Source organism: Serratia sp. NPDC087055 (genome assembly GCF_044900985.1).
Taxonomy (GTDB): Bacteria; Pseudomonadota; Gammaproteobacteria; order Enterobacterales; family Enterobacteriaceae; genus Serratia.
In genome coordinates this window covers 2,293,765-2,319,411 of record NZ_JBJDOG010000001.1, presented here as the reverse complement: position 1 = coordinate 2,319,411, position 25,647 = coordinate 2,293,765, and the positions used below count along the sequence as shown (strand labels likewise).

Sequence of the window (25,647 nt, the reverse complement as noted above, 5' to 3'; positions counted from 1 at the left end):
AGTTTCACTGTTTCACCGGACGACGATCGCCACCGATGGTCTCGCCAAATGGCCCGGTGTTGACCCTGCGCTGACGTTTCGCGCTGTTGCCTGCCAGGGGTAATAGCGGCATCACCAGTTCGGCAAATCGATGCGCTTCTTCCAGATGCGGGTAGCCCGAGAAAATAAAATGGGTGATGCCCAATGCCTGATATTCACGGATGCGCTCTGCAACCTGTTGTGGATTACCGACCAGTGCTGTACCAGCGCCGCCCCTTACCAGTCCTACACCAGCCCACAAATTGGGCGCGATACGTAAACTCTCTTTCGAACCGCCGTGCAGAGCACTCATTCTGGCCTGCCCGGTAGAATCCATGCGTGAGAAGATTTTCTGCGCGGCTGCGATGGTGTCATCATCCAAATGGGCAATCAGTTTGTCGGCCGCTGCCCAGGCTTCCTCTTCGGTTTCCCGTACAATGACGTGCAGACGAATGCCATACTCCAGCGTACGGCCCCGCGCTTGTGCCCGTTGACGGACCACGGCAATTTTCTCTGCCACTTGCTCAACCGGCTCTCCCCAGGTCAGATAGGTATCAATCTGGTTCGCCGCGACTTCCAGTGCGTCTTCAGAAGAACCGCCAAAAAACAGCGGCGGCCCGTTTTCTTGCACCGGCGGGAACAACACCTCAGCACCTTCTACCCGCAGATGCTCCCCCTGGAAATCGACTTTTTCTCCCTTTAGCAGGCGGGAGTAAACCGACAAAAACTCACGGGTAACCTGATAACGTTCGGCGTGGCTTAGGAAGATGCCATCGCCTTTGTTCTCCACGGGATCGCCACCGGTGACCACATTGATCAACAGACGGCCTTCTGAAAGGCGATCCAGCGTGGCGGCCATGCGTGCGGCCAGGCTCGGGGGTTGCAACCCAGGGCGCACGGCGACCAGATAGCGTAGGCGTTTGGTGAGAGGGGCGAGTGCGGCAGCGACCAGCCAGGCATCCTCGCAGCTTTTGCCGGTGGGGATCAGCACGCCGTAATAGCCCAGACTGTCGGCGGCCAGCGCAACCTGCTGTAAATAAGGTAAATCTACTGCTCTTCCGCCTTCTGTTGTTCCCAGATAGCGGCCGTCACCGTGGGTGGGTAAAAACCAGAATACGTTGATGTTGTTCGCCAGCTCTTCGCGCATTATCCATTTCCTATATAACTATATCTCAATTTATTTCATAGAATATTTAATCTTGGTTATAAACAGATAAGCAGGAAGCATGCCAAAAACAGATTCCTATTTTTGTTTTATTTATCAGATTGTTAATTTTTTTATTGGGCCGGAATTATGCTGCAAATGCAGCAGTGGCTGGCGCTTTGCTGCTGCATTTGCAGCAAAGCGGGTATTTCACCCCTCGTTATCCCTGGCGTCTGAGGGTATGGTTTCCATTCAACTTCCTTAAAGGTCACCAGCATGCAAGCCTCCGGCCCGCTGTTAATCGATCCTGCTTCTATCGCCTTCCAAAATGTTTTGGATCGATTGGCTCCGACAGATGCCACAGTGCTTATCGTTGGCGAAACCGGTACGGGCAAAGAGGGGGTGGCGCGTTATCTTCATCATCACAGCTCAAGACGTGATGGCCCCTTTCTGGCGGTGAACTGTGGGGCTCTGACCGAGAGCCTTGCCGAGTCGGAACTGTTTGGCCATGAGAAAGGGGCTTTTACAGGGGCCGTTGACCGCCATCAAGGGTGGTTTGAGGCGGCGGAAGGCGGCACGCTGCTGCTGGATGAAATCGGTGAATTGAGTCTGCCGTTGCAGGTAAAACTGCTGCGTGTTTTGCAAGAACGGGAGGTGACCCGTGTCGGCTCTCGCCGGCCGGTAAAGGTCAATGTCCGGGTCGTGGCCGCCACGCATGTGGATCTGACTAACGCCATCCGCGAACGCCGCTTTCGTGAAGATCTCTATTATCGGCTGAATGTGGCTGCGGTTGCTCTGCCGCCATTACGCCAGCGGCGCGGGGATATTCCACTGTTGGCTGAGCATTTCCTGACGCTGTACGCACGGCGGCTGGGGCGGCTTCAATTGCGGCTCAGTGAAGAGGCACTGGCAACCTTAATGAACTATTCATGGCCAGGGAATATCCGCGAGCTGGAAAACACCCTGCACAATGCGGTCCTGCTAAGCAAAGAGCCACTGATTACGCCACAGCAGCTAAGGCTGAGTGCTGAAAACGTCGGTTCACAGATTTATGGTGATGATTCACTGGATGTGTTTCTTCGCCAGCAGCTTGAGGGCAATGACAGCTCTCTCTATCAGAAGGTGCTGGATTCGCTGGTGCGCAATGCTTTTGAACTGAGCCAGGGCAATCAGTTGCAAGCGGCGACGCTGTTGGGGATAAGTCGTAATACGTTGCGTACCCATTTAGGGCATCTTGGTCTGATTAAGGCCAGGCGTAGTGCAAAAGGCGGGCGACCAAGCCCCGCCCCGCGTGCCGGTAGCAATGAACGCGAGCTGCGTATTGGCTATCAGAAATTTGGAAACCTGGGGATCCTCAAAGCACGCCAGTCGCTGGAGGCCCAGTTTGCTGACAGTGGAGTGAGTGTGTTGTGGAGTGAGTTTCCTGCCGGCCCTCAGTTGCTGCATGCCCTGGCTAACCGCGACATCGACTTTGGCACCACCGGTGAGGTTCCGCCGTTATTTGCGCAGGCCGGCAACAACCCGTTGTTATATGTTGCCTGGGAACCCGCAGCGCCACAAAGCGTGGCATTGCTGGTGGCTCACGATAGCCCGATCCAGACTCTGGACGATCTGCGCGGGAAGCGGATTGCGGTCAACAAAGGCTCCAACGTCCATTATCTTTTGCTGCAACTACTTGATGAGGCAGGGTTGACGCTGGAAGACGTGCGGGTGGTCTACGCACCGCCTAAATACCCGCTAACCCCCAGCGATCATCATGCTGTGGATGCCTGGATGATGTGGGATCCTTTGTTGAGTGATGCCGAGCATGGTGGCCAGCTTAGGGTTATCGCCAATGGCGTTGGGCGGGTGAGCAACTATCAGTTTTATCTCGCGCACCGTGACTTTGTCAGGCACTCTGCCGATCTACTGCATGGGCTGATGGCCGCGTTGGAACACACCGGCCACTATATTGACGCCCACCGTGATGAGGCGGCGGCACTGTTATCGGTTGAATTGGGGTTGGCGACGTCTTCGCTCACCCATGCTTTGGCCCGTCGTAGCCATCAAACCCGTCGGATGGATTTGAATATTATTCGCCAGCAGCAGGCCATCGCCGACCGTTTTTATGCTCTGGGGTTGCTGCCACGGGCAATTAACGTTCGCGAGGCCGTCTGGCAATGATGTGGTCATGCTTATCAGAAGAAAAGACGCAAAATGACGTTCAGTTTTACACTGTCTCTCTCTGGTTTTATTGAGGCTAATGTTATTCATTTATACTGAAGCGCAGGGATATATTATCAACAATACGTCTGTTTTTGTTGTGTGGTGGCTCAGCCACGCCTCGCCGTTCGTTCTTACGATAATTTCCGGTTAATTTCTCATGGTCAGTTATATGAAAAACCATTGTGAGGAATTAAAAAATGCCAACTATCACGCAATCAAAATCACTTTATACGTTGCCAAGACCGGAATGGTTAGATGCAGCGGGAATGAGTAAAGGGATTGGTCACGATCGTCAGCATCTGGGGATTATTCTCCCTGCGGGGCAGGTGTTGCGCGTACGCCAGACTAATACTGCATTTACCGCGAAGCTAAAGCTGCGTTTGTTAAATGATGATAATAAAACGGAGGCCGAATTCAACGTGGGTAGCGAGTGGGTTGAGGCACGTGTCAATGCCGTCTCGGTGCCTTTTATTGATACGCCTTATGTCGCGGGCGCGCCTGCCGTGGAGTTTGACTCCCCAGAGACGGCCAAAGCCTTACCGGTCTACCGCAAAGGTGAAAATGAAGCGGCATTTTTTGCGCGTTGGGATGCGCAGGATGCCGAATTTTCGCTCGTTGATTCCGAATATGCCACGCTCTTGGTCCCTAAAGTCAGTAAAAATGATTTGAAGTCGTTGGGAGAAGCAAAAAATATTGATGGCCTGATCGCCTATTACGAACGTATCTTCACATTTTATAATGCGCTGGCAGGCATTTCTTTTGAGGCTGAGGAAGATTCGAGTCGTAATATAAAAAACAGATATTTTATCAAGGCTGATAAAAATGGAGCAGGTGCGGCGTATTATGGGGGCAGTTGGACGGCAGAAAGTACCCCGTCAGTCAGCAGCTTCTGGTTGACGGCGAAATATAATAACTGGGGGAGCCTGCATGAAATTGCCCACGGCTACCAGGGGCACTTTATGGGCGATAAGTCTTTTTCCACCGGTGAAGTGTGGAACAATATTTATGCCGCCTGTTTTCAAAGTGTGATGTTGGGTGACCGTAAATACCAAGAAGGCTGGCTGTATAATTACGGCAATATCCTTTCTGTTGAAAAACAAATTACCGACTATGTCATTCAGGCTAAACCGCTCAATCAGTGGGATCTGCGTTCTAAACTGTATTTTATCGTATTGATGGTTGAGAAGGCCGGGCGCAACGCGTTCACGCATTTTAATCAACAGTATCGCAAGGATTGCAATACGACGGGCTTTGTCCCTGGCGAACATGCTCTGCTGGATATGCTGTCGGAAAGTTTCGCCGTGGCTGGCGACAAGGTGGACGTTACGCCATTTATTCAATGGGTCGGCGGCTATGTGACCGAGACGCAGTGCAATCGAAACACCTTTAGCCACGCGAAAGCGGTTTATCCGCTGTGCCAGTTGGTCGGTGCACAAGATCTTGAGGCCGTGAAATTGCAGTTGAAGCTGAGTTCCACATTGCAGTTGGTTGACTCAAGCCAGTTGAAAGCCACCGGTCTGAAAGGTAATGCGACGCTGCATTTCAATATTGACGATTTTGCACAGATTTATGGCGAAGACCTGATCCTGATGGAAGGGGCGCGTTACGCTTATAAAACGCGGATCAACAGCCCAACAATGGTGTTGAGCGAGTTACCCATTGGCGTATATACCCTGCGTTTGCCCACCGGAAAAGACCATAAGTATCAGCCGACTCCCGGCTATCTGGTGCTGAAACAGGGGGACAATGCGGTGGAGATTAACTTTGTTAAAAAAGTCTCTTCGCCGATTGTTTCGCAGGACATCAACCTGTTGGGATTGGGGGATGCCGTTTTCGCCACCGTGGTCACCGATCACGGTAAGGGCAAGGTGGTGATTGACGTGACCAGCACCACGCCACATTCCTATTTCCCTGATATGACCTACGCCAAAGTTATCGTGCGTAATCAGCAAAATACGGTGGTTTTCAGCAAGGATATTCCTGGCACCAAAGCGACGTTGAGCCATGATGAATTGCCGTTCGCCGCAGGTGACAAAATTGAAATTTATCATGAGGAACCGGGGCGAGTGCGGGTAAGCCCGGCGTATCCAAACATTATTGATAGCAAAAACAAAACTAACGTTTTACTTATCACCAAAAGCGGGCTGAAAAATGACGCCTTGATGGGCGATCCAGAACAGGCGTTATTGGTGCGTCTTGAGAGCGCGGTGCAGCGTTTGCGCAGTTACCGTCAGGCCTATTATGCCCCGTTCTCTGTGTTTAAAGACGATATCTATCTGGCGATCAACACGTTTGGCAGCCCCCAACGTGAACAGCTATTGGAAACCTATAAAGACTGCATTTCTGCCAGCAATACCCGCCCGGACAGTGATGTGGGCAATCTCTTTACCCTGGCTTGCAAAGGCATTAGCGATTGGCAGTTCCTGACCGCCACGGTTGATCTGGTGAAAAAAACCGTAACGGTGAACATTGAAGGCGGCATTGCGCACCACTACTTCCCAGAGGTGTATGCCACCATGCGTTATGACGACGCAGACGGTAATACCCTGTTTCACTATGAAGTGATTGGCAGTGAAGCACGGCAAGCCAGTTCGGTCGTACTGCCGATCTCAGGTTATGGCGGTGAGGTGATCCACTTGCATCATGAAGAACCGAACAACCGGTTAGTGATCACCAACGAGATGCAACAGGTGCGGTTGGGGGCTGCGGGCAAGCAACAGACCTATTGCATTACCCCGGTGGGGCTGGCGCGGATCGCGGATTAACCTGCCCATGAGGTTCAGACGCCGATGAGAAAGGTGCCGGGCTATTTGCCCGGTGCCGTTTGGCAAAGGGTATCCCGTTGGCTTTTGGCATGATCGGGAGAAACGGCGTGATGTGACAATGAAACCGAGCCTGTTTTTTGGCCATTATCCGCTGCCGCATTCAGTTTGACGGCGCTATAGCTAAAGGTTGAAAACAGTACCAGCAGAGGAATGGCGAGAAAGAGGTTACGTATAGTCATCGGTAGCTCCTGTGAATGGGTAGCCTAATGGCGGTACCGATAATAAGCAGGAGCTGTGTAAAGCTTTCAGCGGCGGAGGTAAATCTGGTCGAAAATGATGTAATCAAGCTTGTCTGGTAGCCGAGTCACAACGCGCTCAAGAGTGCGACACAACAAACACTAAAATAGAAGCGTTACTGCACCTTTTTTGCTCGCCCGTTGTGCGTCGTTGGTGCAGGTTTTTTAATCTTTAGCCATAAGTTTCAATTATAACTTATTGGAATCAGTCAATTAAAAATTGGCACGCCAGTTGCTCTGGTGAATCCCATCTTGTGTACTAGATGGAATTCAGCCAATGACCCAGTCTGTTAACCTGCGCGGTTTCACCCTTACTGAATGGCAGCATCATTATCGCACCCACTCGGCTGGCGAGCGGATGGCTTGCGTGCGAGCCACGTTGGCCGCATTGGTTGCGGGCCTGCCGACAGAGGATAACGCCTGGCTGTATCTTGCCGATGCGGCACAACGCGAGGCGCAATGCCAACGATTGGCGCAGCAGCTTGAAGCCGTTGCCGGCGATATCAGCCGCCTGCCGCTGTTTGGCGTGCCGTTTGCTGTCAAAGACAATATCGACGTTGGCGGCTGGCCGACGACCGCAGCCTGCCCGGAGTTCGCTTATCAGGCGGCAACTGACGCTACCGTCGTCGCCAATCTGTGCGCCGCGGGTGCCATTGTTATCGGCAAAACCAATCTTGATCAGTTTGCTACAGGCCTGGTAGGCACCCGCTCACCGCATGGCGCGGTGGTTAACAGTTTCGATAGCCGCTATGTCAGCGGTGGCTCCAGTTCCGGGTCGGCCTCGGTGGTGGCTCGCGGTTTGCTGCCGTTCTCACTGGGTACCGACACGGCGGGTTCCGGGCGTGTGCCGGCAGGGTTCAACAATATTGTTGGCCTAAAACCCACCAAGGGATGGTTGTCGAACCGTGGCGTCGTCCCCGCGTGTCGGTTGAATGACACCGTCTCGGTATTTGCCCTGACAGTGGCGGACGCCGCGCTGGTGGCTGAACTGGCGGGGGGTTATGACCCTGCCGATGCTTACTCTCGCACTCATCCCCAGACCGCCCCGGCGGATCTTCCCGCTGCCCCCCGTTTTGCGGTGCCTGCCCAGCTTGAGTTTTTCGGCGATGTACAAGCCGAGCAGGCATTTCAACGGGCGTTGGTGCAGTTGCAACGCTGCGGTGTAACGCTGGAAAGGCTCGATTTTACGCCGTTTCGTGTCCTGGCAGAGCAGCTGTATTACGGCCCCTGGGTGGCGGAACGTACCGTCGCGGTCGAAGCCATGCTGAGCGCTGACCCGCAGGCCATCAACCCGGTGGTTCGCGGTATCGTCAATAACGGCCTGGAGTACAGCGCCTGTGATGCTTACAAAGCGGAGTATCTCCGTGCTGAATTGGCACGGCAGATCGGGCAACGGCTTGCCGCCTTCGACGCGCTAGTGGTGCCGACTTCACCGACCATCCGCACCTTAGCGGAAATGGAACAAGAACCGGTGTTGTTCAATTCGCAATTCGGGACCTACACCAATTTCACCAACCTGGCCGATCTGAGCGCACTGGCACTGCCAGCACCGATGCGTGATGACGGTTTGCCTGCGGGAATCACACTGGTCGCGCCTGCCTGGCACGACCGGGCGCTGGCAGCGTTCGGCCTGCGCTGGCAGCAGGCACAGGATCTGCCGCTTGGTGCGACAGATCGCTTGTTGCCTCCTTCTCAACCTTTGGCGTCATCGAGCCAGCATGTGCGTGTGGCGGTGGTCGGTGCGCACCTTAGCGATATGCCCCTGAATTTCCAGCTCACGCAGCGATCGGCGACCTTCGTAGAGCACACCACCACCGCACCTTGCTACCGCCTCTACGCGCTGGCCAATACTCAGCCGCCCAAACCGGGGTTGGTTAAGGCTGAGCAGGGGACGGCCATCCGCGTCGAGCTGTGGGATATCCCGTTGGCACGCTTTGGCGAGTTCGTGGCGGAGATCCCCGCACCGCTGGGCATTGGCACGCTACTGCTGGCGGACGGACGTCGGGTAAAAGGCTTTATCTGCGAACCCTGGGCGCTGCAGGGCGCCATGGACATCACTGAATTCGGCGGTTGGCGCAACTATACCCTTCATCTTTCAAACCGTGGCGTTGTTGGCTGCGCAGACACACCCCAGTCACTTCCCTGAGTGAGCGTCTGGGGATGTCCCTGTTTGCGTCTGGCCACAGCCTGAAAGCTATTGGGTATCGCTCTTTGGTCCTATGAGGAATACATCATGTTTACTACCGTATTAATCGCCAACCGCGGTGAAATTGCCTGCCGCGCGATCCGCACCCTGAAGCGTTTGGGGGTCATCAGCGTAGCGGTATACTCCGACGCCGATCGCAATGCGCCGCACGTAACAGAAGCCGATCTGGCGGTGCCACTCGGCGGCGAAAAGGCGAGTGACAGTTACCTGTGCATCGACAAGATCCTGACGGCGGCGAGAGAAACTGGCGCGCAGGCGATCTACCCCGGCTACGGCTTTCTGTCTGAAAGCGCGGAGTTTGCCGAGGCTTGCGAAGCGGCGGGCATCGCGTTCATTGGCCCAACTGCGGCGCAAATTCGCGAGTTTGGCCTGAAACACCGGGCGCGTGAATTGGCGGCGGTGGCACAGGTGCCGATGACGCCAGGTACCGGTTTGTTGGGCAGTATTGAAGAGGCGATTAACGCCGCCAGAGATATTGGCTATCCGGTGATGCTGAAAAGCACCGCGGGAGGGGGCGGTATCGGCTTGACGCGCTGCGATGATGAAACTGCGTTGCGTGAAGCCTACGACAGTGTGAAGCGGCTGGGCGAGCAATTCTTCTGTGACTCTGGGGCGTTTATCGAACGCTTTGTCGATCAGGCACGCCATGTCGAAGTACAGATCTTTGGCGACGGCCAGGGCTGGGTGGTGGCACTCGGCGAGCGCGACTGTTCTTTGCAGCGACGCAACCAGAAGGTGGTGGAGGAAACCCCCGCACCGAACCTGCCGGCGGCGACCCGTCAGGCGTTACATCAGGCGGCGGTGGCACTGGGGGCCTCGGTCAATTACCGCAGCGCAGGCACCGTAGAGTTTATCTACGACGGTGTGCGCGACGAGTTTTATTTCCTTGAGGTGAACACCCGTTTGCAGGTGGAGCATCCCGTCACCGAGATGGTGACCGGGCTGGATCTGATTGAGTGCATGTTGCAGGTGGCAGCGGGTGACGCGCTGGATTGGGCGGCGCTGCAACGACCACCGCAGGGCGCGTCTATTGAGGTCCGTATTTATGCGGAAGATCCGCTGAAGAACTTCCAGCCTAGCCCAGGGGTTTTGACCGACGTGTATTTCCCGGCGTCTGTGCGGGTTGACGGCTGGGTGGCTACCGGCAGTGAGGTGTCAGCCTTTTACGACCCGATGATCGCCAAGTTGATTGTTCATGGGGACGATCGCCAACAGGCGCTGGAGAAAATGCGGGTAGCGCTGGATGCCACCCGGTTGCACGGCATTGCCACCAATTTGGATTACCTGCGGCAGGTGATCGCGACGGCCGAATTCCAAACCGGCAGCGTGTGGACCCGAATGCTGGACAGCTTCCGCTTCCAGCCCAGCAGTATTGAAGTGTTGCAACCGGGCACCTACAGCAGCGTACAGGATTACCCAGGACGCCTCGGTTATTGGGATATCGGCGTACCGCCATCGGGGCCGATGGACGATTTTGCCTTCCGGTTGGCGAACCGCATCGTTGGCAACCACCCCAGTGCTGCCGGGTTGGAGTTTACCCTGCAGGGCCCAACCCTGCGCTTCCATTGTGACGCCACCATTGCCTTGACCGGTGCCGACTGCCCGGCAGATTTGGACGGTGAAGCCTTGCCCTATTGGCAGCCGATAACCGTTAGGGCGGGGCAAGTGTTACGGCTTGGTCGTGCTCAGCACGGATGCCGCAGTTATCTGGCGGTACGCAACGGCTTTGACGTGCCGGTGTATTTAGGGAGCCGTTCGACATTCGCACTGGGGCAGTTTGGTGGGCACGCCGGGCGCACCTTGCGCGTGGCAGATATGCTGACGGTATCTCAGCCGGCGCTGGCGGCCTCTACCACTCCGGCACCGATCGCCGCACCGCAGGCAATGGATGACAGCCTGATCCCGCAGTACGGCAACGTGTGGAACATTGGCGTGCTGTATGGTCCTCACGGCGCACCGGACTTCTTTACCCCAGAATCTATCGACAACTTCTTTGCTGCCGAATGGCAGGTGCATTACAACTCCAACCGACTGGGCGTGCGCCTGTCTGGGCCGAAACCTGACTGGGCACGACAAGACGGCGGCGAAGCCGGGTTACACCCGTCCAACGTACACGACTGCGAATACGCTATTGGCGCGATTAACTTCACCGGCGATTTTCCGGTGATCCTGACCCGTGACGGGCCCAGCCTCGGGGGATTTGTCTGTCCGGTGACTATTGCCAAGGCTGAGTTGTGGAAGGTCGGTCAGGTGAAGCCGGGCGACCGCATCCGTTTTCATCCGATCGGTTTCAAACAGGCGCAATCACTGGAGCAGGCACAGCTCGGCAGTATCGAAGCGTTGGCCGCAGTGAAGGCCATTACTCTGGCACCGCCGGATCTGACACCGGGTATCACCGCGTCCGCCACGATTCTGGCGGCGTTACCGTCCACCGACAGCCGTCCCGCAGTGGTTTATCGTCAAGCCGGGGATGGCTACATTTTGCTGGAGTACGGTGACAACGTGCTCGATCTGGCACTGAGGCTGCGCATTCATCTGCTGATGCAGTCGCTTAAGCAGGACGCGATCCCCGGCGTCGAGGAACTGTCACCCGGCGTACGATCGCTGCAAATTCGTTACGACAGCCGCACCCTTAGCCAAGCCGATTTACTCCAGCGCTTGTTGGCGCGTGAAGAGACTCTGGGTGATATCAGCCAGTTGAAAGTACCGACGCGCACGGTTTATCTGCCGATGGCGTTTGAAGATTCTGCCACGCTGGGGGCGGTGGAGCGCTATCAGCAGACGGTGCGTTCATCCGCGCCCTGGCTACCCAACAACGTCGATTTCATTCAGCGCATTAATGGGCTTGGCACCCGCGAACAGGTGCGCGACATCATCTTTGACGCCAGCTACCTGATCCTCGGGTTGGGTGACGTTTACCTCGGTGCGCCGTGCGCGGTCCCGATCGACCCGCGCCACCGCTTGCTCAGTTCCAAGTACAACCCCGCGCGTACCCATACCGCCGAGGGCACGGTCGGCATCGGCGGCATGTACATGTGCATCTATGGCATGGACTCACCGGGCGGCTATCAACTGGTTGGCCGCACGCTGCCGATCTGGAACAAATTCCTCAAAAACCCTCAGTTCAACCCTGGTGAACCCTGGCTGCTGCACTTCTTCGACCAGGTGCGCTTTTACCCGGTCAGCGAACAGCAACTGGATGAACAACGCGAGGCTTTCCGTGAAGGGCGCGCTCAGATCCGCATCGAAGACAGCGTGTTTGATTTTGCCGAGTATCGCCGTTTCCTGGCGGATAACGCCGCGGATATCAGCGCCTTCCAACAGCGCCAGCAGCAGGCGTTTAACCACGAGGTGACGCGGTGGCAGGCTGAAGAAGGGGAAGCCGAGGCACAGCTGCTGCCGCTACAGGACGATGAAGAAGAGGTCGATGGGTATCTGGTGAGCGCCGATCTGAACGGCAACGTGTGGAAAATTTTGGTGGAGCCGGGCCAAACCGTGGAAGCCGGCCAGCCGCTGATTGTGGTTGAGGCAATGAAGATGGAGCTGGCGGTCACTGCCCCGCGTGCCGGCGTCATTAAGCGCATCAGTTGCCGGCAGGGACGGCCGGTGGGGCCGGGTGATGCACTGCTGTGGTTGGAGCATGCCAGCTAGCCATCTTTATTGATCGCGGGGCGTGGCACGCTGCGCCCGCAGAGAGGAATGCGATGCAAATCATTAATAGCCGCAGTAAGGCGCGACCAGAAGGGTTGGCGGAGCGCATCTATCTCCAGCTCAAGGACGATATTTTCGATTTCCACCTGCTGCCGGGGGACCGCTTTAGCGAAAACGAGGTTGCACAACGGATGGACGTCAGCCGTACGCCGGTGCGGCAGGCCCTGTTTTGGCTGGAGCGTGAGGGGTATGTCGAGGTGCATTTCCGCAGTGGTTGGCAGGTGCGGCCGTTCGATTTTGCTTACTTCGAAGAGCTGTATGACCTGCGCATTGTGCTGGAGTGTGAGGCAGTCAAACGCCTGTGCGCGAGACCTGCGGGGACAATGCCGCTGCAACTGGAGGGGCTCACCCGCTTCTGGATCGACGAGCCGCAGTTGGAAGACGGCAAGACGGTTTCGCAGCACGACGAGCAATTTCATATGGCGCTGGTGGACGCGGCGGGCAATGGCGAAATGGCGCGTATTCATCGCGACCTGACCGAGAAGATCCGCATTATCCGCCGGCTGGACTTCACCCAGACAAGCCGGGTTGAAGCGACCTACAACGAACATGCCGCCATTTTACGGGCGATCTTGCAACACCATACCGGGGAGGCGCAAATGCTGCTCACTAATCATATCGCCGTCAGCAAGGCTGAGGTACGAAAAATAACGCTGCACATGCTGCATCAGGCAAGGCTTCAGCAATAACCCCTCAGTCTTTCGTGCTGTGGCGGGTCATGCTGCAACTCGACATCAAGAGGGGCGTTTTTCTTAAAGAAGGTTGGTTTTCTAACATTCACCGGGAGTTTGAATATGAAACGTCGTCACTTTATAAAAGCGTTTGCGCTGTCTGCCACCATGGTCGGAATGGGAATGGCCTGGAGCGCACAAGCCGCCGACACCATTAAGGTCGGTATCCTCAGTTCGCTGTCCGGCACCATGGCCATTTCTGAAACGCCGCTCAAGGACGTGGCACTGATGACCATTGATGACATCAATGCCAAAGGCGGCGTTTTGGGTAAAAAACTGGAAGCGGTGGTGGTTGATCCGGCCTCCAATTGGCCGTTGTTTGCCGAAAAGGCACGTCAGTTGCTGAGCCAGGATAAGGTGGCGGCGGTGTTTGGTTGTTGGACCTCGGTGTCGCGCAAATCCGTTCTGCCGGTATTCGAAGAGCTCAATGGCCTGCTGTTCTACCCGGTGCAGTACGAAGGGGAAGAGATGTCGCCCAACGTGTTCTACACCGGTGCGGCGCCTAACCAGCAGGCGATTCCTGCGGTGGAATACCTGCTGAGCGAAGATGGCGGCTCAGCCAAACGCTTCTTCTTGTTGGGTACCGACTATGTGTATCCGCGTACCACCAATAAGATCCTGCGTGCCTTCCTGCATTCGAAAGGCATTCAAGATAAAGATATCGAAGAGGTTTATACGCCGTTCGGCTATAGCGACTACCAAACCATTGTCGCCAACATCAAGAAATTCTCTGCCGGTGGCAAAACGGCGGTGATCTCCACCATCAACGGGGACTCCAACGTCCCGTTCTACAAAGAATTGGCTAATCAGGGGATTAAGGCCACCGATGTGCCGGTGATTGCATTCTCGGTCGGGGAGGAAGAGCTGCGCGGTATCGACACCAAACCGCTGGTCGGCAACCTGGCAGCCTGGAACTACTTTGAATCAGTGGATAACCCGACCAACAAGCAATTCGTCAGCGAATGGCGTGCCTATGCCAAGGCACACAATCTGCCGAACTACGCGACCGCGGTGACCAACGATCCGATGGAAGCCACCTATGTCGGCATCCATATGTGGGCACAGGCGGTTGAGAAGGCCGGCACGACTGACGTTGACAAGGTGCGAGCCGCCATGGCCGGACAGACTTTCGCCGCGCCGTCGGGCTTTACCCTGACCATGGATGCCACCAACCACCATCTGCACAAGCCGGTGATGATCGGTGAGATCGAGGGCAACGGTCAGTTCAACGTGGTATGGCAGACCGATGCTCCGGTACGTGCCCAGCCGTGGAGCCCGTACATTCCCGGCAATGACAAAAAACCGGATTACCCCGTAAAAGGCGGTAAGTAATGCCTGGCCCCCCGTGATGGCGGGGGGCTGACTGAGCTATGCCCCATTGCGACGAGACATCTGATGAAACCTTTATCTTCAAACCCACTCAGGCATCTGTGGTTATTGCTGTGCTGCCTGCCCATGTTCGCGCAGGCGGGCCCAGCCGATGATTTTGTTGCGGCCAGCCGCACGCAGCAAGCCAAATTATTGCAGGCCTGGGCGATCGCGCCGGACGCTTCGCGCTTGCCGTTACTGCAGGCGCTGAAGCAGGAAAACGTGGTGGTCGACGAGGCTAAACATGCCTTTGCTCAGCAGGGCGATCGTTATCAGCCGTTGGACGGCTCCGCGGCCCCGACCGGTGTGCCAAAGAAAGTGTGGCTGAATAACCGCCTGCGCATTCTGATCGCCAACGCGCTGTCGGCCCACCGGTTGGTCAGCGAGGATCCTGCGCTGCGTTTGCAGGCGGCCCAGGCCTTGCAGCGTGAAGCGCAAAACGATCAGCTGCCGTTGCTGAGCCAGAGACTGGCACAGGAGAAAGACAGCCGGGTGCACGAGGCGTTAAGCATTGCGTTGGCTAATCTGCGACTTGCCGATAGCGATGCCGGGGTGCGCCTTAATGCGGTTCGGTTGCTCGGTAGTTCGGGCGATCCGGAAACCCAGACGCGGTTACAGGTAATGACTGACGCCACCCATGAGCCGGATGCCGCCGTGCGTGCCGAAGCGCTGAAAAGCCTGAGCAGCGTGAAACATCGGCTGATGTTAGGCGATCTGATCGGCCAGGCGTTTACCGGGCTGTCACTGGGGTCGATCCTGTTGCTGGCGGCGCTCGGATTGGCGATCACCTATGGCTTGCTGGGGGTGATCAATATGGCGCACGGTGAAATGCTGATGCTCGGCGCTTACTCGGCTTATCTGGTACAGGGGGCGTTTCAACAGTTCGCACCGCAGTGGCTGGCGCTGTATCCGCTGGTGGCCTTGCCGGTGGCGTTCGCTATCACCGCCGGCATAGGTATGGTGCTGGAACGCACGGTGATCCGCCATCTTTATGGTCGGCCGTTGGAAACCCTGCTGGCGACCTGGGGGATCAGTCTGGTGTTGATCCAAGGGGTACGGGTGTTGTTTGGTGCACAGAACGTAGAGGTTGCCAACCCGGCCTGGCTGTCGGGGGGCATTCAGCTGTTGCCGAACCTGGTGCTGCCCTGGAATCGCATTGCCGTGATCCTGTTCGTGGTGCTGGTGTTGGTACTCACCTGGCTATTACTGAATAAAACTCGCCTTGGCATGAACGTGCGCGCCGTGACGCAAAATCGCGCGATGGCGGCTTGCTGCGGCGTGCCCACCGGTCGTGTCGATATGCTGGCATTCGGTTTGGGTTCCGGTATCGCCGGATTGGGGGGCGTCGCACTGTCGCAGCTGGGCAATGTCGGGCCCGAGCTGGGGCAGGGTTACATCATCGACTCGTTCCTGGTGGTGGTGCTCGGTGGCGTCGGCCAACTGGCGGGTACCGTGGTGGCGGCCTTTGGTCTCGGTATCGTCAACAAAATTCTTGAACCGGAGATTGGCGCCGTGCTGGGTAAAATCCTGATCCTGGTGCTGATTATTCTGTTTATTCAAAAACGTCCTCAGGGGCTATTCGCCTTCAAAGGCAGGGTGATCGACTGATGAGCCAACCATTGACTGTAACCGGCGTGCAAAAGGCACCCCGGCTGGCGCTGGGCATCGGCGGGCTGGTATTACTGGCGCTGTTAATCATGCCGTTTCTTGCGCTACTGCCGGCGGATAATCCGCTGGCAATGTCCACCTATACCCTGACCCTGGTGGGCAAAATTCTGTGCTATGCCGTGGTGGCCGTGGCGCTTGACCTGGTGTGGGGTTATGCCGGGCTACTGTCGCTAGGGCATGGGCTGTTTTTTGCCCTCGGCGGTTATGCCATGGGCATGTACCTGATGCGTCAGGCTGCGGGCGATGGCCTGCCGGGGTTTATGGCGTTCTTATCATGGAATGAGCTGCCGTGGTTTTGGAGCGGTACGCAGTATTTCGCCTGGGCATTGTGCCTGGTCGTGCTGGTGCCTGGAGTACTCGCCTTCGTTTTTGGTTATTTCGCTTTTCGTTCAAAAATTAAAGGGGTGTATTTCTCCATCATGACCCAGGCGTTGACCTACGCCGGTATGTTGCTGTTTTTCCGTAACGAAACCGGCTTTGGCGGCAACAACGGCTTTACCGGGTTTACTACGTTATTGGGCTTTCCGATCACGGCGACCGGCACGCGGGTGGCGCTGTTTCTGACGACGGTGGTGCTGCTGGTGGCCAGTCTGGCGATCGGCTTTGCCCTGGCGCGCAGTAAGTTTGGCCGGGTATTGACGGCGGTGCGCGATGCGGAAAACCGCCTGACGTTTTGTGGTTACGATCCAAAGGGCTTCAAGCTGTTTGTCTGGACGCTGTCGGCGGTGTTGTGCGGGTTGGCCGGGGCATTGTACGTACCGCAGGTGGGGATTATCAATCCGGGCGAAATGTCGCCGACCAACTCAATCGAAGCCGCCATCTGGGTGGCGCTCGGCGGGCGCGGTACCTTGGTGGGACCCTTGCTGGGGGCCGGTATTGTCAACGGCGCCAAGAGCTGGTTCACCATGGCGATTCCCGAGTATTGGCAGTTCTTCCTTGGCCTGATGTTTATCGTCGTCACATTGTTCCTGCCCAAAGGGGTTATCGGGTTACTGCGCAGAGGTAAGTCACAATGAATTCACTGCAAATGACTGACGAACTCTTTACCCAAGCGCTACCGGCAGATAAATACCGCCAGCAAACCGACCCGGTGCTGCTGCTCGACAAGATCAACGTCAGCTTTGATGGTTTTCGTGCGCTGAGCGACCTGTCGTTGCAGATTGGCGTGGGAGAATTGCGTTGCGTGATCGGGCCTAACGGTGCGGGGAAAACTACGCTGATGGACGTGATCACCGGCAAGACCCGCCCGGACAGCGGTAAGGTATTTTATGATCAAACCGTCGATCTGACCGCGCTGGATCCGATGCAGATCGCTCAGGCAGGCATCGGTCGCAAGTTCCAAAAACCCACGGTGTTTGAGGCGCTGACGGTGTTTGAAAATCTGGAAATTGCGCAGAAAACCCAAAAGTCGGTATGGGCCTGTCTGTGTGCCAGACTGAGCAGCGAACAGCGCGATCGTATCGACGACATGCTGAAAACCCTGCGGCTGGGCCACGAGCGGCACCGTCTCGCCGGACTCTTGTCCCACGGGCAAAAGCAGTTTCTCGAGATCGGCATGTTGTTGGTACAGGAGCCGCATCTGCTGCTGCTCGACGAGCCGGCGGCGGGCATGACCGATGCGGAAACCGAGTATACCGCCGAACTGTTCCGCACGTTGGCGGGCAAGCATTCGCTGATGGTGGTGGAACACGACATGGGGTTTGTCGAAACCATTGCCGACCACGTGACGGTGCTGCATCAGGGCAGGGTCTTGGCGGAAGGTTCATTGGCGCAGGTACAGGCCGACGAGCAAGTGATCGACGTCTATTTGGGGCGCTAGGAGCAGCTATGTTGCAAGTAAACGAACTGAATCAATATTACGGCGGCAGCCACATTTTGCGTGGCCTGTCGTTTGACGCTCATGTCGGCGAAGTCACCTGCTTACTCGGGCGTAATGGCGTGGGTAAAACCACGCTGTTGAAGTGCCTGATGGGCTTGATCCCAGCCAAGAACGGCAGCATAAGCTGGCAGGGCGAGAACCTCAACGGCAAGAAGCCGCATCAACGGGTGCAGGCCGGCATCGCCTATGTCCCGCAAGGGCGGGAGATCTTTGGCCGTCTTACGGTGGAGGAAAATCTGTTGATGGGCTTAGCGCGTTTTTCTGGCGCTGAGGCGCGCAAGGTGCCGGATCACATCTATGAACTGTTTCCGGTGCTGTTGCAGATGAAAGATCGGCGCGGTGGCGATCTCTCTGGCGGGCAACAACAGCAGTTGGCGATTGGCCGCGCGTTGGCCTGTCGGCCACAGCTATTGATCCTCGATGAACCGACGGAGGGGATCCAGCCTTCGGTGATCAAAGAGATCGGCGCGGTGATAAAACAGTTGGCGGCGCGGGGCGATATGGCGATCCTGTTGGTAGAACAGTTTTATGATTTTGCCGCCGAGCTGGCGGACCGCTATTTGGTGATGTCACGCGGCAGCATCGTACAACGTGGCGCAGGCAGTGCGATGGAACATGACGGCGTACGCGGGCTGGTGGCGATCTGAACGTCGGGGTTATTCGGGTTGGGTCACGGGAATGATGCAATACCCTGATAATCCTTACCGACTGAGCATTATCCCGGAAATAGATAACATGTTTTCCTGTCGGTAGAGCGCAGAGGTCACTCGCTATTGATTCTATGCGCCTGCCAATTTCAGGTTATCGAATACATCGTGAATATGACTTAGGTCGTCTTCGGCGGCGGCTAACCCGTACCGGGTCAAACCATACACATGAATATCTTCCATATCGGCCAATGCTTTTGGCCTGATCGTTATTTTTCTGCGCATCCTTTTGCTTTGCCTCGTATTCTTTCCATGAACACATCAGGATCCCATTCCACTGCGTTCCCGCTGTTTTCACCTTCGGCGATTAAACGACGCAGCTCTTCCAGCGTTGAGGCGGCGGTACGTTCACGCAGGGTGCGTACCGATTCACGGATAACTTCGCTGGGGGTACGGTAGTCGCCGCTAGCGACCAGACCTTCAACAAAATTACGCAGTTCTTCGCCCAGGTCCACTGTTAATGTTCTGCCCATGTTTTTCCCTCCGTTATTCTCTCAATCATTGCAAGATTAGTTCTTACACTATGCACGTTAAACCTGGAGAGCCTAAACTGCGGCAATACAAGGAACTCTTGGTTTTATAACCTCGAAAATTAAGGATAATGATGAACGAAATCACTGTGTCACGCCTGTCTTGCATCCTTCTGTCACTGTTCCCGGCCCTGTGGGGCATCTTCAGCCTGCTGAATAATACTGCGGGTTTCACCGATACGGCCCGCCATGCCGTGGGGCCGTTGCTTACCATGCAGGATACCTACCAGGTGCCCGGCCTGATGTGGCGTGCCGTCACTGCTCCCTGGGCCGGAATGCTCGGGTTGGTGTTTATCACGTTGCTCGAATCCCTGGCCGGGATAACGGCAACCTTGGGCATTGTGTTGATGGTGAAACATCTGGGCCATTCTTATGCCGCTTTCGCCAAGGGTAAAGCCTGGGCGATGCTGGGCGCGTTGTGTGCCATTGCGGTGTGGGGGATCGGCTTTATGGTGGTCGCCGGCGACTGGTTTATGGCCTGGCAGGCTAAAGACAGCCCGCTGGCGGTGCAACTGGGTGCCTTGCTGTATATGGTGCCCAATACGTTGGCGTTGATGCTGCTGATGCTGCAACGTGATGCGCGTTAACCGGCGGGGGTGATTAAAACTGCGGCGAAATGCGCGAAAGTGTTGCCAAATGCTAACCTGCCGCAGGTTGTCACATTTCGTTCATAATTCTGTCCTAGCATAATAAACCTTAAATAAATTTATAATAAATCAACAAGTTAATTTTTAAGGGGTTACACATGAGCGATAAACCGCATAACGATCTGCCGCCGTCGGCAGAAGAGCAGGAGCAGCAACCGAGCAACCCGGCGCGTCGCCGTTTTCTTGCCGGCGCCACGGCGTTAGGGGTGGGGGCTTCTATTGCGCCGCTCGCCAGAGCGGCGGCTGACGGCAACAAAAACGTGCTGTTAAACACGCTACCCACCAATGCGCAAAACGCGCTGTTGCGACGACATGTGAAAAATGTGGTGGTGATCTACGCCGAAAACCGCAGCTTCAATAATCTGTTCGCCAATTTTCCTGGGGTAGAAAAACCGTTGTCGGCGCTCAAGCCTGAAGACTACCAGCAGCGTGATCGCGATGGTCGCCTGTTGGATTCGCTGCCGCCAATTTGGAAAGGATTGGTGCCAAAAGCGCAGGAGGTTGGGCATGTTAACTACAAAATCGACGAAAATGCGGTATTTACAACGCAATTGCCGAATCAGCCGTTTGTGCTGATCGGGCCGCAGGGCGAAAACCTGCCGCACGGTGTGGTGACGCGCGACCTGTGGCATGTGTTTTATCAGAACCAGATGCAAATCAACGGGGGCAAAAACGACAAGTTTGTCGCTTGGGCCGATTCTGGCGCCTTAACCATGGGCTATTACGGAGACGGTGCATACAACCTGCGGCTGTGGACCTTGGCTCAGGAATTTACCCTGTGTGATAACTTTTTCCAGGGCGCGTTTGGCGGCTCGTTCCTTAATCATCAGTATCTGATCTGCGCTCGCCCGCCGTTTTACCCCGAAGTGCAAAACTCGGTAGCCAAAGGGGGGATTGCCCAGCTCGAAAGTGATGATGTGACGGACCCGCGTCTGAAACCGCTGAGTGATTCACCGGTCAGCGCCTCGTTTGGTATCCCCCTGTTTGGCAAGAGCCTGCTGACGCCGGACGGTTATGCGGTCAATACCATGGCGCCGCCGTACTGGCCATCCTGGACTCAAGACGAGAAAGACCCGACGCTGGCGGATGCCACGATGCCGAACGTCATGCCACCGCAGAAACACCCCCATATTGGCGACTTGCTGAGCCAAAAAGGGATCGACTGGGCATGGTATGCCGGCGGCTGGCAGTACGCGTTAGATAACCGCAAGGATCAGGGCGATTTCCCCGGTGCACCGGATTTTCAGTATCACCATCAGCCGTTCAACTATTTTGAAAACCTGGGGCCAGCCAACCCGCAGGCTCGCGAAGCGCATCTGCGTGACGGTGGTATTGGCGATTCTGTTGCCAGCAATAAATTTTTAGCCGCGGTGGAAGCGGGTACGTTACCGCCAGTGGCGTTCTACAAGCCCCAGGGCAACCTGAATATGCACGCCGGTTATTCTGACGTGGAAGCGGGCGATCGCCATATTGCCCATATCATCAACAGCTTGCGTAATGGCCCGCAGTGGGACAACAGCGTGGTGGTGATTACCTTTGATGAGAATGGTGGCTGGTGGGATCATGTGGCACCGCCGCAGGGCGATCGCTGGGGGCCTGGATCACGTATCCCGGCATTGGTGGTCTCACCGTTTTCCCGCAAGGGATATGTCGATCATGAGGTGTACGATACCGGTTCTATCCTGCGTTTAATCAGCCGGGTGTTCGATTTGCCGTCGCTCGATGGGCTGACCGAACGCGATAAGGCGATGGCAGCGCGCAGCCAAAAACCCTTGGGGGATCTGACCGGCGCGCTGGCGTTTCCTGGCTAGTCGTTACAGCGCTTTCGACATATACCAGATGCCAATGGAACCTTGGGCGCTGGTGTAACAGGTCTCGCCGCAAATGCTCAGCCCCTGGCGTTGGTAAAAACGCTGGGCGCTGGTATTGCGCTTTAGCACTTCCAGCCAGAACGTTTCTTGCTTACGTTCTCGCGCCCGTTGCTGAACCTGTTCAAAAAAACGCTGGCCATAACCCCGCCCGGCATATTCCGGCAAGAAATAGATCTTCTGTAGCTCTGCGCCAAGGGCTTGGGTAGGGGTCAGCAGGCTGTCGAAATTCAACCGCGCATAGCCCACCAGGTTTTCGCCTTCATACCCCAGCAGCCAGCACACATCCGGATCCTGTAGCGTTTTTTCGAGGGCTTCAACCGCAAAATCTTGCGCCAGAAAAGCGTCTAACTCCTCTTTGTGGTGCCAAAGTTCGCCAAAGTGGGCCTGATAAGTGCGGATACCCACGTCGCGAACCTGTGCTAAATCACCGCTCAACGCCTGGCGGATGCTGAACATGTAGACCTCTTTTGGGGAAATGAGTAACGGTTGCTGCCCTGAAGGGAACGGACTGCTCCTGATGAATATTTTGCCAACGTAAAACACGGGAGATATTTTTATCCCGCAGCGAGTATGACGTGAAAGGTCAAACACAACAAAAATTATTCAAGGTTAAGCGGGCGTTGCGAGCGTCAGACGCCATGTCCAACCGCAGCACGCCCGATGGGAAGACAATCACTCAGCAAGATGTTTCGGTGTTTCCCGCCTGAACCCCAGACCAATAATCCGCCCAAATAACCGCGGCAACCAGCGGCTGTTACCGACGCGCATCATCAGGTTTTTCCCACCCTGCGCGCGGCGTTTTTTGGGCCTGCGTTGGCTCATTTTAATTTGCAGGAACTGTGTGGCTTTGGTGGGGAAATTGCGGCGGCGTTGCACACGCAGCAGGTGTTTTAACTGCAAGTTCTGATTGCGTAGCGGAGGAATAATGGCGTTGGCGGTAGCGACCGCATCCTGAATCGCCAAATTCACCCCGACACCGCCAATGGGGGACATGGCATGTGCGGCGTCACCAATACACAGTACGCCCGGTTTGGCCCACCGATCCAGCCGATCAATACGGATGCTCAAGAGTTTCACCTGATCCCAACTGAGGATCTCTTGCAAACGAAGGTCCTGGAAAGGGGCAACTTCGGCGATATGCAGCAAAAACTTGTCCAGTCCGTCCTGCTGGATCGTCTCAAAACTGCCTTTGTCGATTGAATAACCGCACTGCCAGTAGTCGCCTCGGTCGATCATGATGAAGTTTTGTTTTGGCCCGGTATGGCCCATCGACCAGGCGGGGTCACCGGGTTTTTTATCAAGCTTCATCCACAAGACGTCGCGCGGCGAGCCAAAAGAACGGCTGCTGAGAGCCGCCTGTTCGCGCACCACTGAATTGCGCCCGTCGGTACCTACCACTAACTGGCAACGCACACGGATCGGGCCATCCGGCGTCTCTGCCAGTACGCCGCAGACCTGGCCACGGTCGTACAACAGTTGGTGTACCTGAGCCGATGTGATCAGCGTGAACGTCGGAAACGCGGCGGCCTTTTCGGCCAGAAAGTTGAGAAACTCCCATTGCGGCATAAAGGCGATAAATTTGCAGCGCGTCGGCAGGCGCGTGAAGTCCGCAAGTCGAATATCGCGCCCGGCGATTTCGGCGTGCAATGTTTCTGCACGTTGGTGAGGCAGTGCCAGCAGTTCTTCCAGCAGGCCGAGCTGGTGCATGATTTCTAACGTTGAGGGGTGAATGGTGTCACCGCGAAAATCACGCAAGAAGTCGGGGTGCTTTTCCAGCACCATCACGTTTATCCCTGCCCGTGCCAACAGATAGCCAAGCATCAGCCCAGCGGGGCCGCCGCCAACGATACAGCAGCGGGTGACATAAGGTGTAATCAGTGATGATGACATAGTGGCTGACCTCAAGGGCGGCATCCGGCAGGCCCTCATTGAAAACTTATCATTGATAATGATTATCAATATCAAATCTGGCTGTCAACCCGTGGCACAGTGTGGTCAAAGGGCATGGCAAGTATCACGATTCTCCTCAAAGCGGTTGACCGGGCGAGTATCCCACGCCATCTTTATCAGTGAAATCGGCATTACTTTGATTCATGGTTCTGAAAAACGGGATGGTCATGATGGGACGAGTCACCTTCGATCTCGAGGATCTGCGCAGTTACGTCACGGGCATTGAGCTGGGCAGTTTCGCTAAGGCGGCGGAGCGGCTGGGGCGTTCAACCTCTGCGGTCAGCGCACATCTGAAAAAGCTGGAGCAGCAGATCGGCACACCGATCCTGACAAAGGCCGGGCGCGGTATGGTAATGACGGAAGCCGGTGAAACATTACTGGGCTACGCCCGCCGATTGCTGGAGCTTAACGATGAAGCCGCCGCGGCGGTACGCGGGCTGGACCTGCAGGGGACGGTACGCCTGGGGCTGCAGGAGGACTTCGGCGAAACCTTTTTGCCCCAGGTTTTGGGCAGTTTTGCCCGGGCGCATCCACGAGTGCGTATCGAAGCGCGCATTGCCCGCAATGCCGAGCTGATCGACTGGGTGCTGAAAGGGCAGTTAGATTTGTCGCTGGCCTGGGACGGGGGGATCAGCACGCCGTACCATCAGATGCTGGGGCAGCGGCAGATGCATTGGATAACGTCGCCCCATTTCGAACTGGCATCCTGGCGTCAGGGAGACGAGCCATTGCCGTTGGTGATGTTTGATGCCCCTTGTCTGCTGCGCAGCGCGGCGACGCAGGCCTTGGATCGCGCCGGCATTGCGTGGCGTATTGTCTTTACCAGCCGTAGCCTGAACGGTATCTGGGCGGCAGTCAGCGCAGGATTGGGGGTGACGGTACGCACCGATGCCGGGCTGCCGTCGGGTTTATCCCGTTTGCCAGCCGGTACGTTACCGTCATTAAACGCGCTAGGTGTGGTACTGCACCGTGCGGAAGATCACCCCTCGGGGGCAATCCAGCGCTTAGCGCAGATCGTGGCCGATCGGATCCAGAATTAGTCCTGTTCGATCGGCTGTTTGCCACTCAGTGCGCCCCATTCACTCCAGGCGCCGTCATACAGCTTCACCTGCGGTGCATTGAGCGATAACAAGCCGAAAGCCAGCACCGCCGCAGTGACGCCGGAACCGCAGCTGGTGATGATTGGGCCATTGATATTCACCCCTTTGTCGGTGAAGGTCTTGTTGAGGGCTTCCAGCGATTTGAAACGGCCATTTTCCAGCAGTTCCCCGTAAGGAATGTTGATGCTGCCGGGAATATGACCGCGGTGCAGGCCTGGGCGGGGTTCTGGCGCTTCGGCGTAAAAACGGGGGGCGGCGCGTGCATCAAGGATTTGCACTTCCGTGTTCAGCGCTTGCTCCACCTGCTGCATATTGACGACCGCATCGGCATTAAAACGGGCGTTGAACGTGTGCGGCGAACGCTGTGCAGCGCCGGTTTCCAGTGGCTGGCCTTGCGCTATCCAACCGTTTAAGCCTTCGTCCAGCACATAAACCTGTTGTGCGCCAAAGTTGCGGAAAGTCCACCAACCGCGCGGAGCAGAAAATTGATTGCCCTCGTCATAAAACACAATGGTCTGTTGTTCGTTGATGCCCAACTTGCCGACGGCAGCGCCGAATTCATCGGCTGTCGGCAGCATATGCGGTAAGTCGGTATGTTTGTCCGCGACGTTATCAATATCAAAATACACCGCGCCCGGTATATGGCCGCGTTCAAACTCGGCGAGCATGTCTTTTTTCGGCACCAGACCGACAGGAGACATTCTGACATCAACGACGATCAGATTTTCATCGTTGATGTGCTGCGCAAGCCATTGTGGAGTAACCAGAAACGGAGAGTTCATCGTTATTGTTCGCCTGTGGTGAAAACGGTTTTTCACTATACCCTAAATCATTGGCGTTGCATTGCGGCG

20 protein-coding genes are annotated in these 25,647 nt (G+C 56.1%); 14 read left to right on the top strand and 6 right to left on the bottom strand.

Annotated features, from left to right (window positions below):
* Positions 1-4 precede the first annotated feature (4 nt).
* The gene (ssuD, locus tag ACI2J2_RS10965) at positions 5-1,165 is read right to left on the bottom strand and encodes an FMNH2-dependent alkanesulfonate monooxygenase (protein ID WP_404760086.1); all 1,161 of its coding nucleotides are present in this window, start codon (positions 1,163-1,165) and stop codon (positions 5-7) included.
* A gap of 79 nt (positions 1,166-1,244) precedes the next feature.
* Between ssuD and ACI2J2_RS10960 the strand changes: the two genes are divergently transcribed.
* The 3 genes from ACI2J2_RS10960 to ACI2J2_RS10950 all read left to right on the top strand — a co-directional run bounded on the left by ACI2J2_RS10960 (position 1,245) and on the right by ACI2J2_RS10950 (position 6,132).
* The gene (locus ACI2J2_RS10960; RefSeq protein WP_404760085.1) at positions 1,245-1,427 is read left to right on the top strand and encodes a hypothetical protein; all 183 of its coding nucleotides are present in this window, start codon (positions 1,245-1,247) and stop codon (positions 1,425-1,427) included.
* An 11-nt stretch (positions 1,428-1,438) separates the two neighbouring features.
* The gene (locus ACI2J2_RS10955) at positions 1,439-3,325 is read left to right on the top strand and encodes an aliphatic sulfonate ABC transporter substrate-binding protein (protein WP_404760084.1); all 1,887 of its coding nucleotides are present in this window, start codon (positions 1,439-1,441) and stop codon (positions 3,323-3,325) included.
* Between the two features lie 239 nt (positions 3,326-3,564).
* Positions 3,565-6,132: a putative mucin/carbohydrate-binding domain-containing protein gene (locus ACI2J2_RS10950; protein WP_404760083.1), complete on the top strand. Its 2,568-nt coding sequence runs from the start codon at positions 3,565-3,567 to the stop codon at positions 6,130-6,132.
* Between the two features lie 41 nt (positions 6,133-6,173).
* Here ACI2J2_RS10950 and ACI2J2_RS10945 read toward each other — a convergent pair whose 3' ends face one another.
* Complete coding sequence (locus ACI2J2_RS10945; RefSeq protein ID WP_209632289.1) at positions 6,174-6,371, bottom strand: hypothetical protein; 198 nt, start codon at positions 6,369-6,371, stop codon at positions 6,174-6,176.
* Positions 6,372-6,705: 334 nt separating this feature from the next.
* On the opposite strand from ACI2J2_RS10945, the gene atzF reads away from it, so the two are divergent.
* From atzF to urtE, 8 genes are all read left to right on the top strand, one after another.
* Positions 6,706-8,574, top strand: coding sequence for an allophanate hydrolase (gene atzF, locus ACI2J2_RS10940; RefSeq protein ID WP_404760082.1), 1,869 nt, complete (start codon positions 6,706-6,708; stop codon positions 8,572-8,574).
* Between the two features lie 87 nt (positions 8,575-8,661).
* A complete protein-coding gene (gene uca / locus ACI2J2_RS10935) occupies positions 8,662-12,285 on the top strand; it encodes an urea carboxylase (protein WP_404760081.1) in 3,624 nt (1,207 codons plus the stop codon).
* A gap of 53 nt (positions 12,286-12,338) precedes the next feature.
* Positions 12,339-13,034, top strand: a complete 696-nt coding sequence (locus ACI2J2_RS10930; protein ID WP_404760080.1) for a GntR family transcriptional regulator — start codon at positions 12,339-12,341, stop codon at positions 13,032-13,034.
* A 105-nt stretch (positions 13,035-13,139) separates the two neighbouring features.
* Positions 13,140-14,408 (top strand): urea ABC transporter substrate-binding protein, encoded by a 1,269-nt coding sequence (gene urtA / locus ACI2J2_RS10925; protein ID WP_209632293.1) that lies wholly within the window; start codon positions 13,140-13,142, stop codon positions 14,406-14,408.
* A 63-nt stretch (positions 14,409-14,471) separates the two neighbouring features.
* Positions 14,472-16,052 carry an urea ABC transporter permease subunit UrtB gene (gene urtB, locus ACI2J2_RS10920; protein ID WP_404760079.1) on the top strand — a complete coding sequence of 527 codons (1,581 nt, stop codon included), beginning with the start codon at positions 14,472-14,474 and terminating at the stop codon, positions 16,050-16,052.
* Positions 16,052-17,128, top strand: a complete 1,077-nt coding sequence (gene urtC, locus ACI2J2_RS10915) for an urea ABC transporter permease subunit UrtC (RefSeq protein ID WP_209632295.1) — start codon at positions 16,052-16,054, stop codon at positions 17,126-17,128. The genes urtB and urtC overlap by 1 nt, the downstream gene beginning before the upstream one ends.
* Entirely contained in the window at positions 17,125-17,931 is an 807-nt protein-coding gene (gene urtD, locus ACI2J2_RS10910; RefSeq protein WP_404760078.1) for an urea ABC transporter ATP-binding protein UrtD, read from the top strand. The genes urtC and urtD overlap by 4 nt, the downstream gene beginning before the upstream one ends.
* A gap of 8 nt (positions 17,932-17,939) precedes the next feature.
* Positions 17,940-18,638 carry an urea ABC transporter ATP-binding subunit UrtE gene (urtE, locus tag ACI2J2_RS10905; RefSeq protein ID WP_265556301.1) on the top strand — a complete coding sequence of 233 codons (699 nt, stop codon included), beginning with the start codon at positions 17,940-17,942 and terminating at the stop codon, positions 18,636-18,638.
* A 269-nt stretch (positions 18,639-18,907) separates the two neighbouring features.
* Here the strand turns inward: urtE and ACI2J2_RS10900 are convergent, their stop codons facing one another.
* Positions 18,908-19,171, bottom strand: a complete 264-nt coding sequence (locus tag ACI2J2_RS10900) for a type II toxin-antitoxin system ParD family antitoxin (protein WP_404760077.1) — start codon at positions 19,169-19,171, stop codon at positions 18,908-18,910.
* A 131-nt stretch (positions 19,172-19,302) separates the two neighbouring features.
* On the opposite strand from ACI2J2_RS10900, the gene ACI2J2_RS10895 reads away from it, so the two are divergent.
* A complete protein-coding gene (locus ACI2J2_RS10895; protein WP_265556303.1) occupies positions 19,303-19,815 on the top strand; it encodes a DUF2165 family protein in 513 nt (170 codons plus the stop codon).
* A gap of 158 nt (positions 19,816-19,973) precedes the next feature.
* Positions 19,974-21,686: an acid phosphatase gene (acpA, locus tag ACI2J2_RS10890; RefSeq protein ID WP_404760076.1), complete on the top strand. Its 1,713-nt coding sequence runs from the start codon at positions 19,974-19,976 to the stop codon at positions 21,684-21,686.
* A gap of 3 nt (positions 21,687-21,689) precedes the next feature.
* Here acpA and ACI2J2_RS10885 read toward each other — a convergent pair whose 3' ends face one another.
* A complete protein-coding gene (locus tag ACI2J2_RS10885; protein ID WP_209632301.1) occupies positions 21,690-22,202 on the bottom strand; it encodes a GNAT family N-acetyltransferase in 513 nt (170 codons plus the stop codon).
* 216 nt (positions 22,203-22,418) lie between these two features.
* Positions 22,419-23,636: an FAD-dependent oxidoreductase gene (locus ACI2J2_RS10880; RefSeq protein ID WP_404760075.1), complete on the bottom strand. Its 1,218-nt coding sequence runs from the start codon at positions 23,634-23,636 to the stop codon at positions 22,419-22,421.
* Between the two features lie 230 nt (positions 23,637-23,866).
* Here ACI2J2_RS10880 and ACI2J2_RS10875 point away from each other — a divergent pair, with 230 nt between their 5' ends.
* A complete protein-coding gene (locus ACI2J2_RS10875; RefSeq protein WP_209634125.1) occupies positions 23,867-24,736 on the top strand; it encodes a LysR substrate-binding domain-containing protein in 870 nt (289 codons plus the stop codon).
* Here ACI2J2_RS10875 and sseA read toward each other — a convergent pair.
* A complete protein-coding gene (gene sseA, locus ACI2J2_RS10870; protein WP_265556307.1) occupies positions 24,733-25,578 on the bottom strand; it encodes a 3-mercaptopyruvate sulfurtransferase in 846 nt (281 codons plus the stop codon). The genes ACI2J2_RS10875 and sseA overlap by 4 nt on opposite strands.
* Positions 25,579-25,647: the final 69 nt, after the last annotated feature.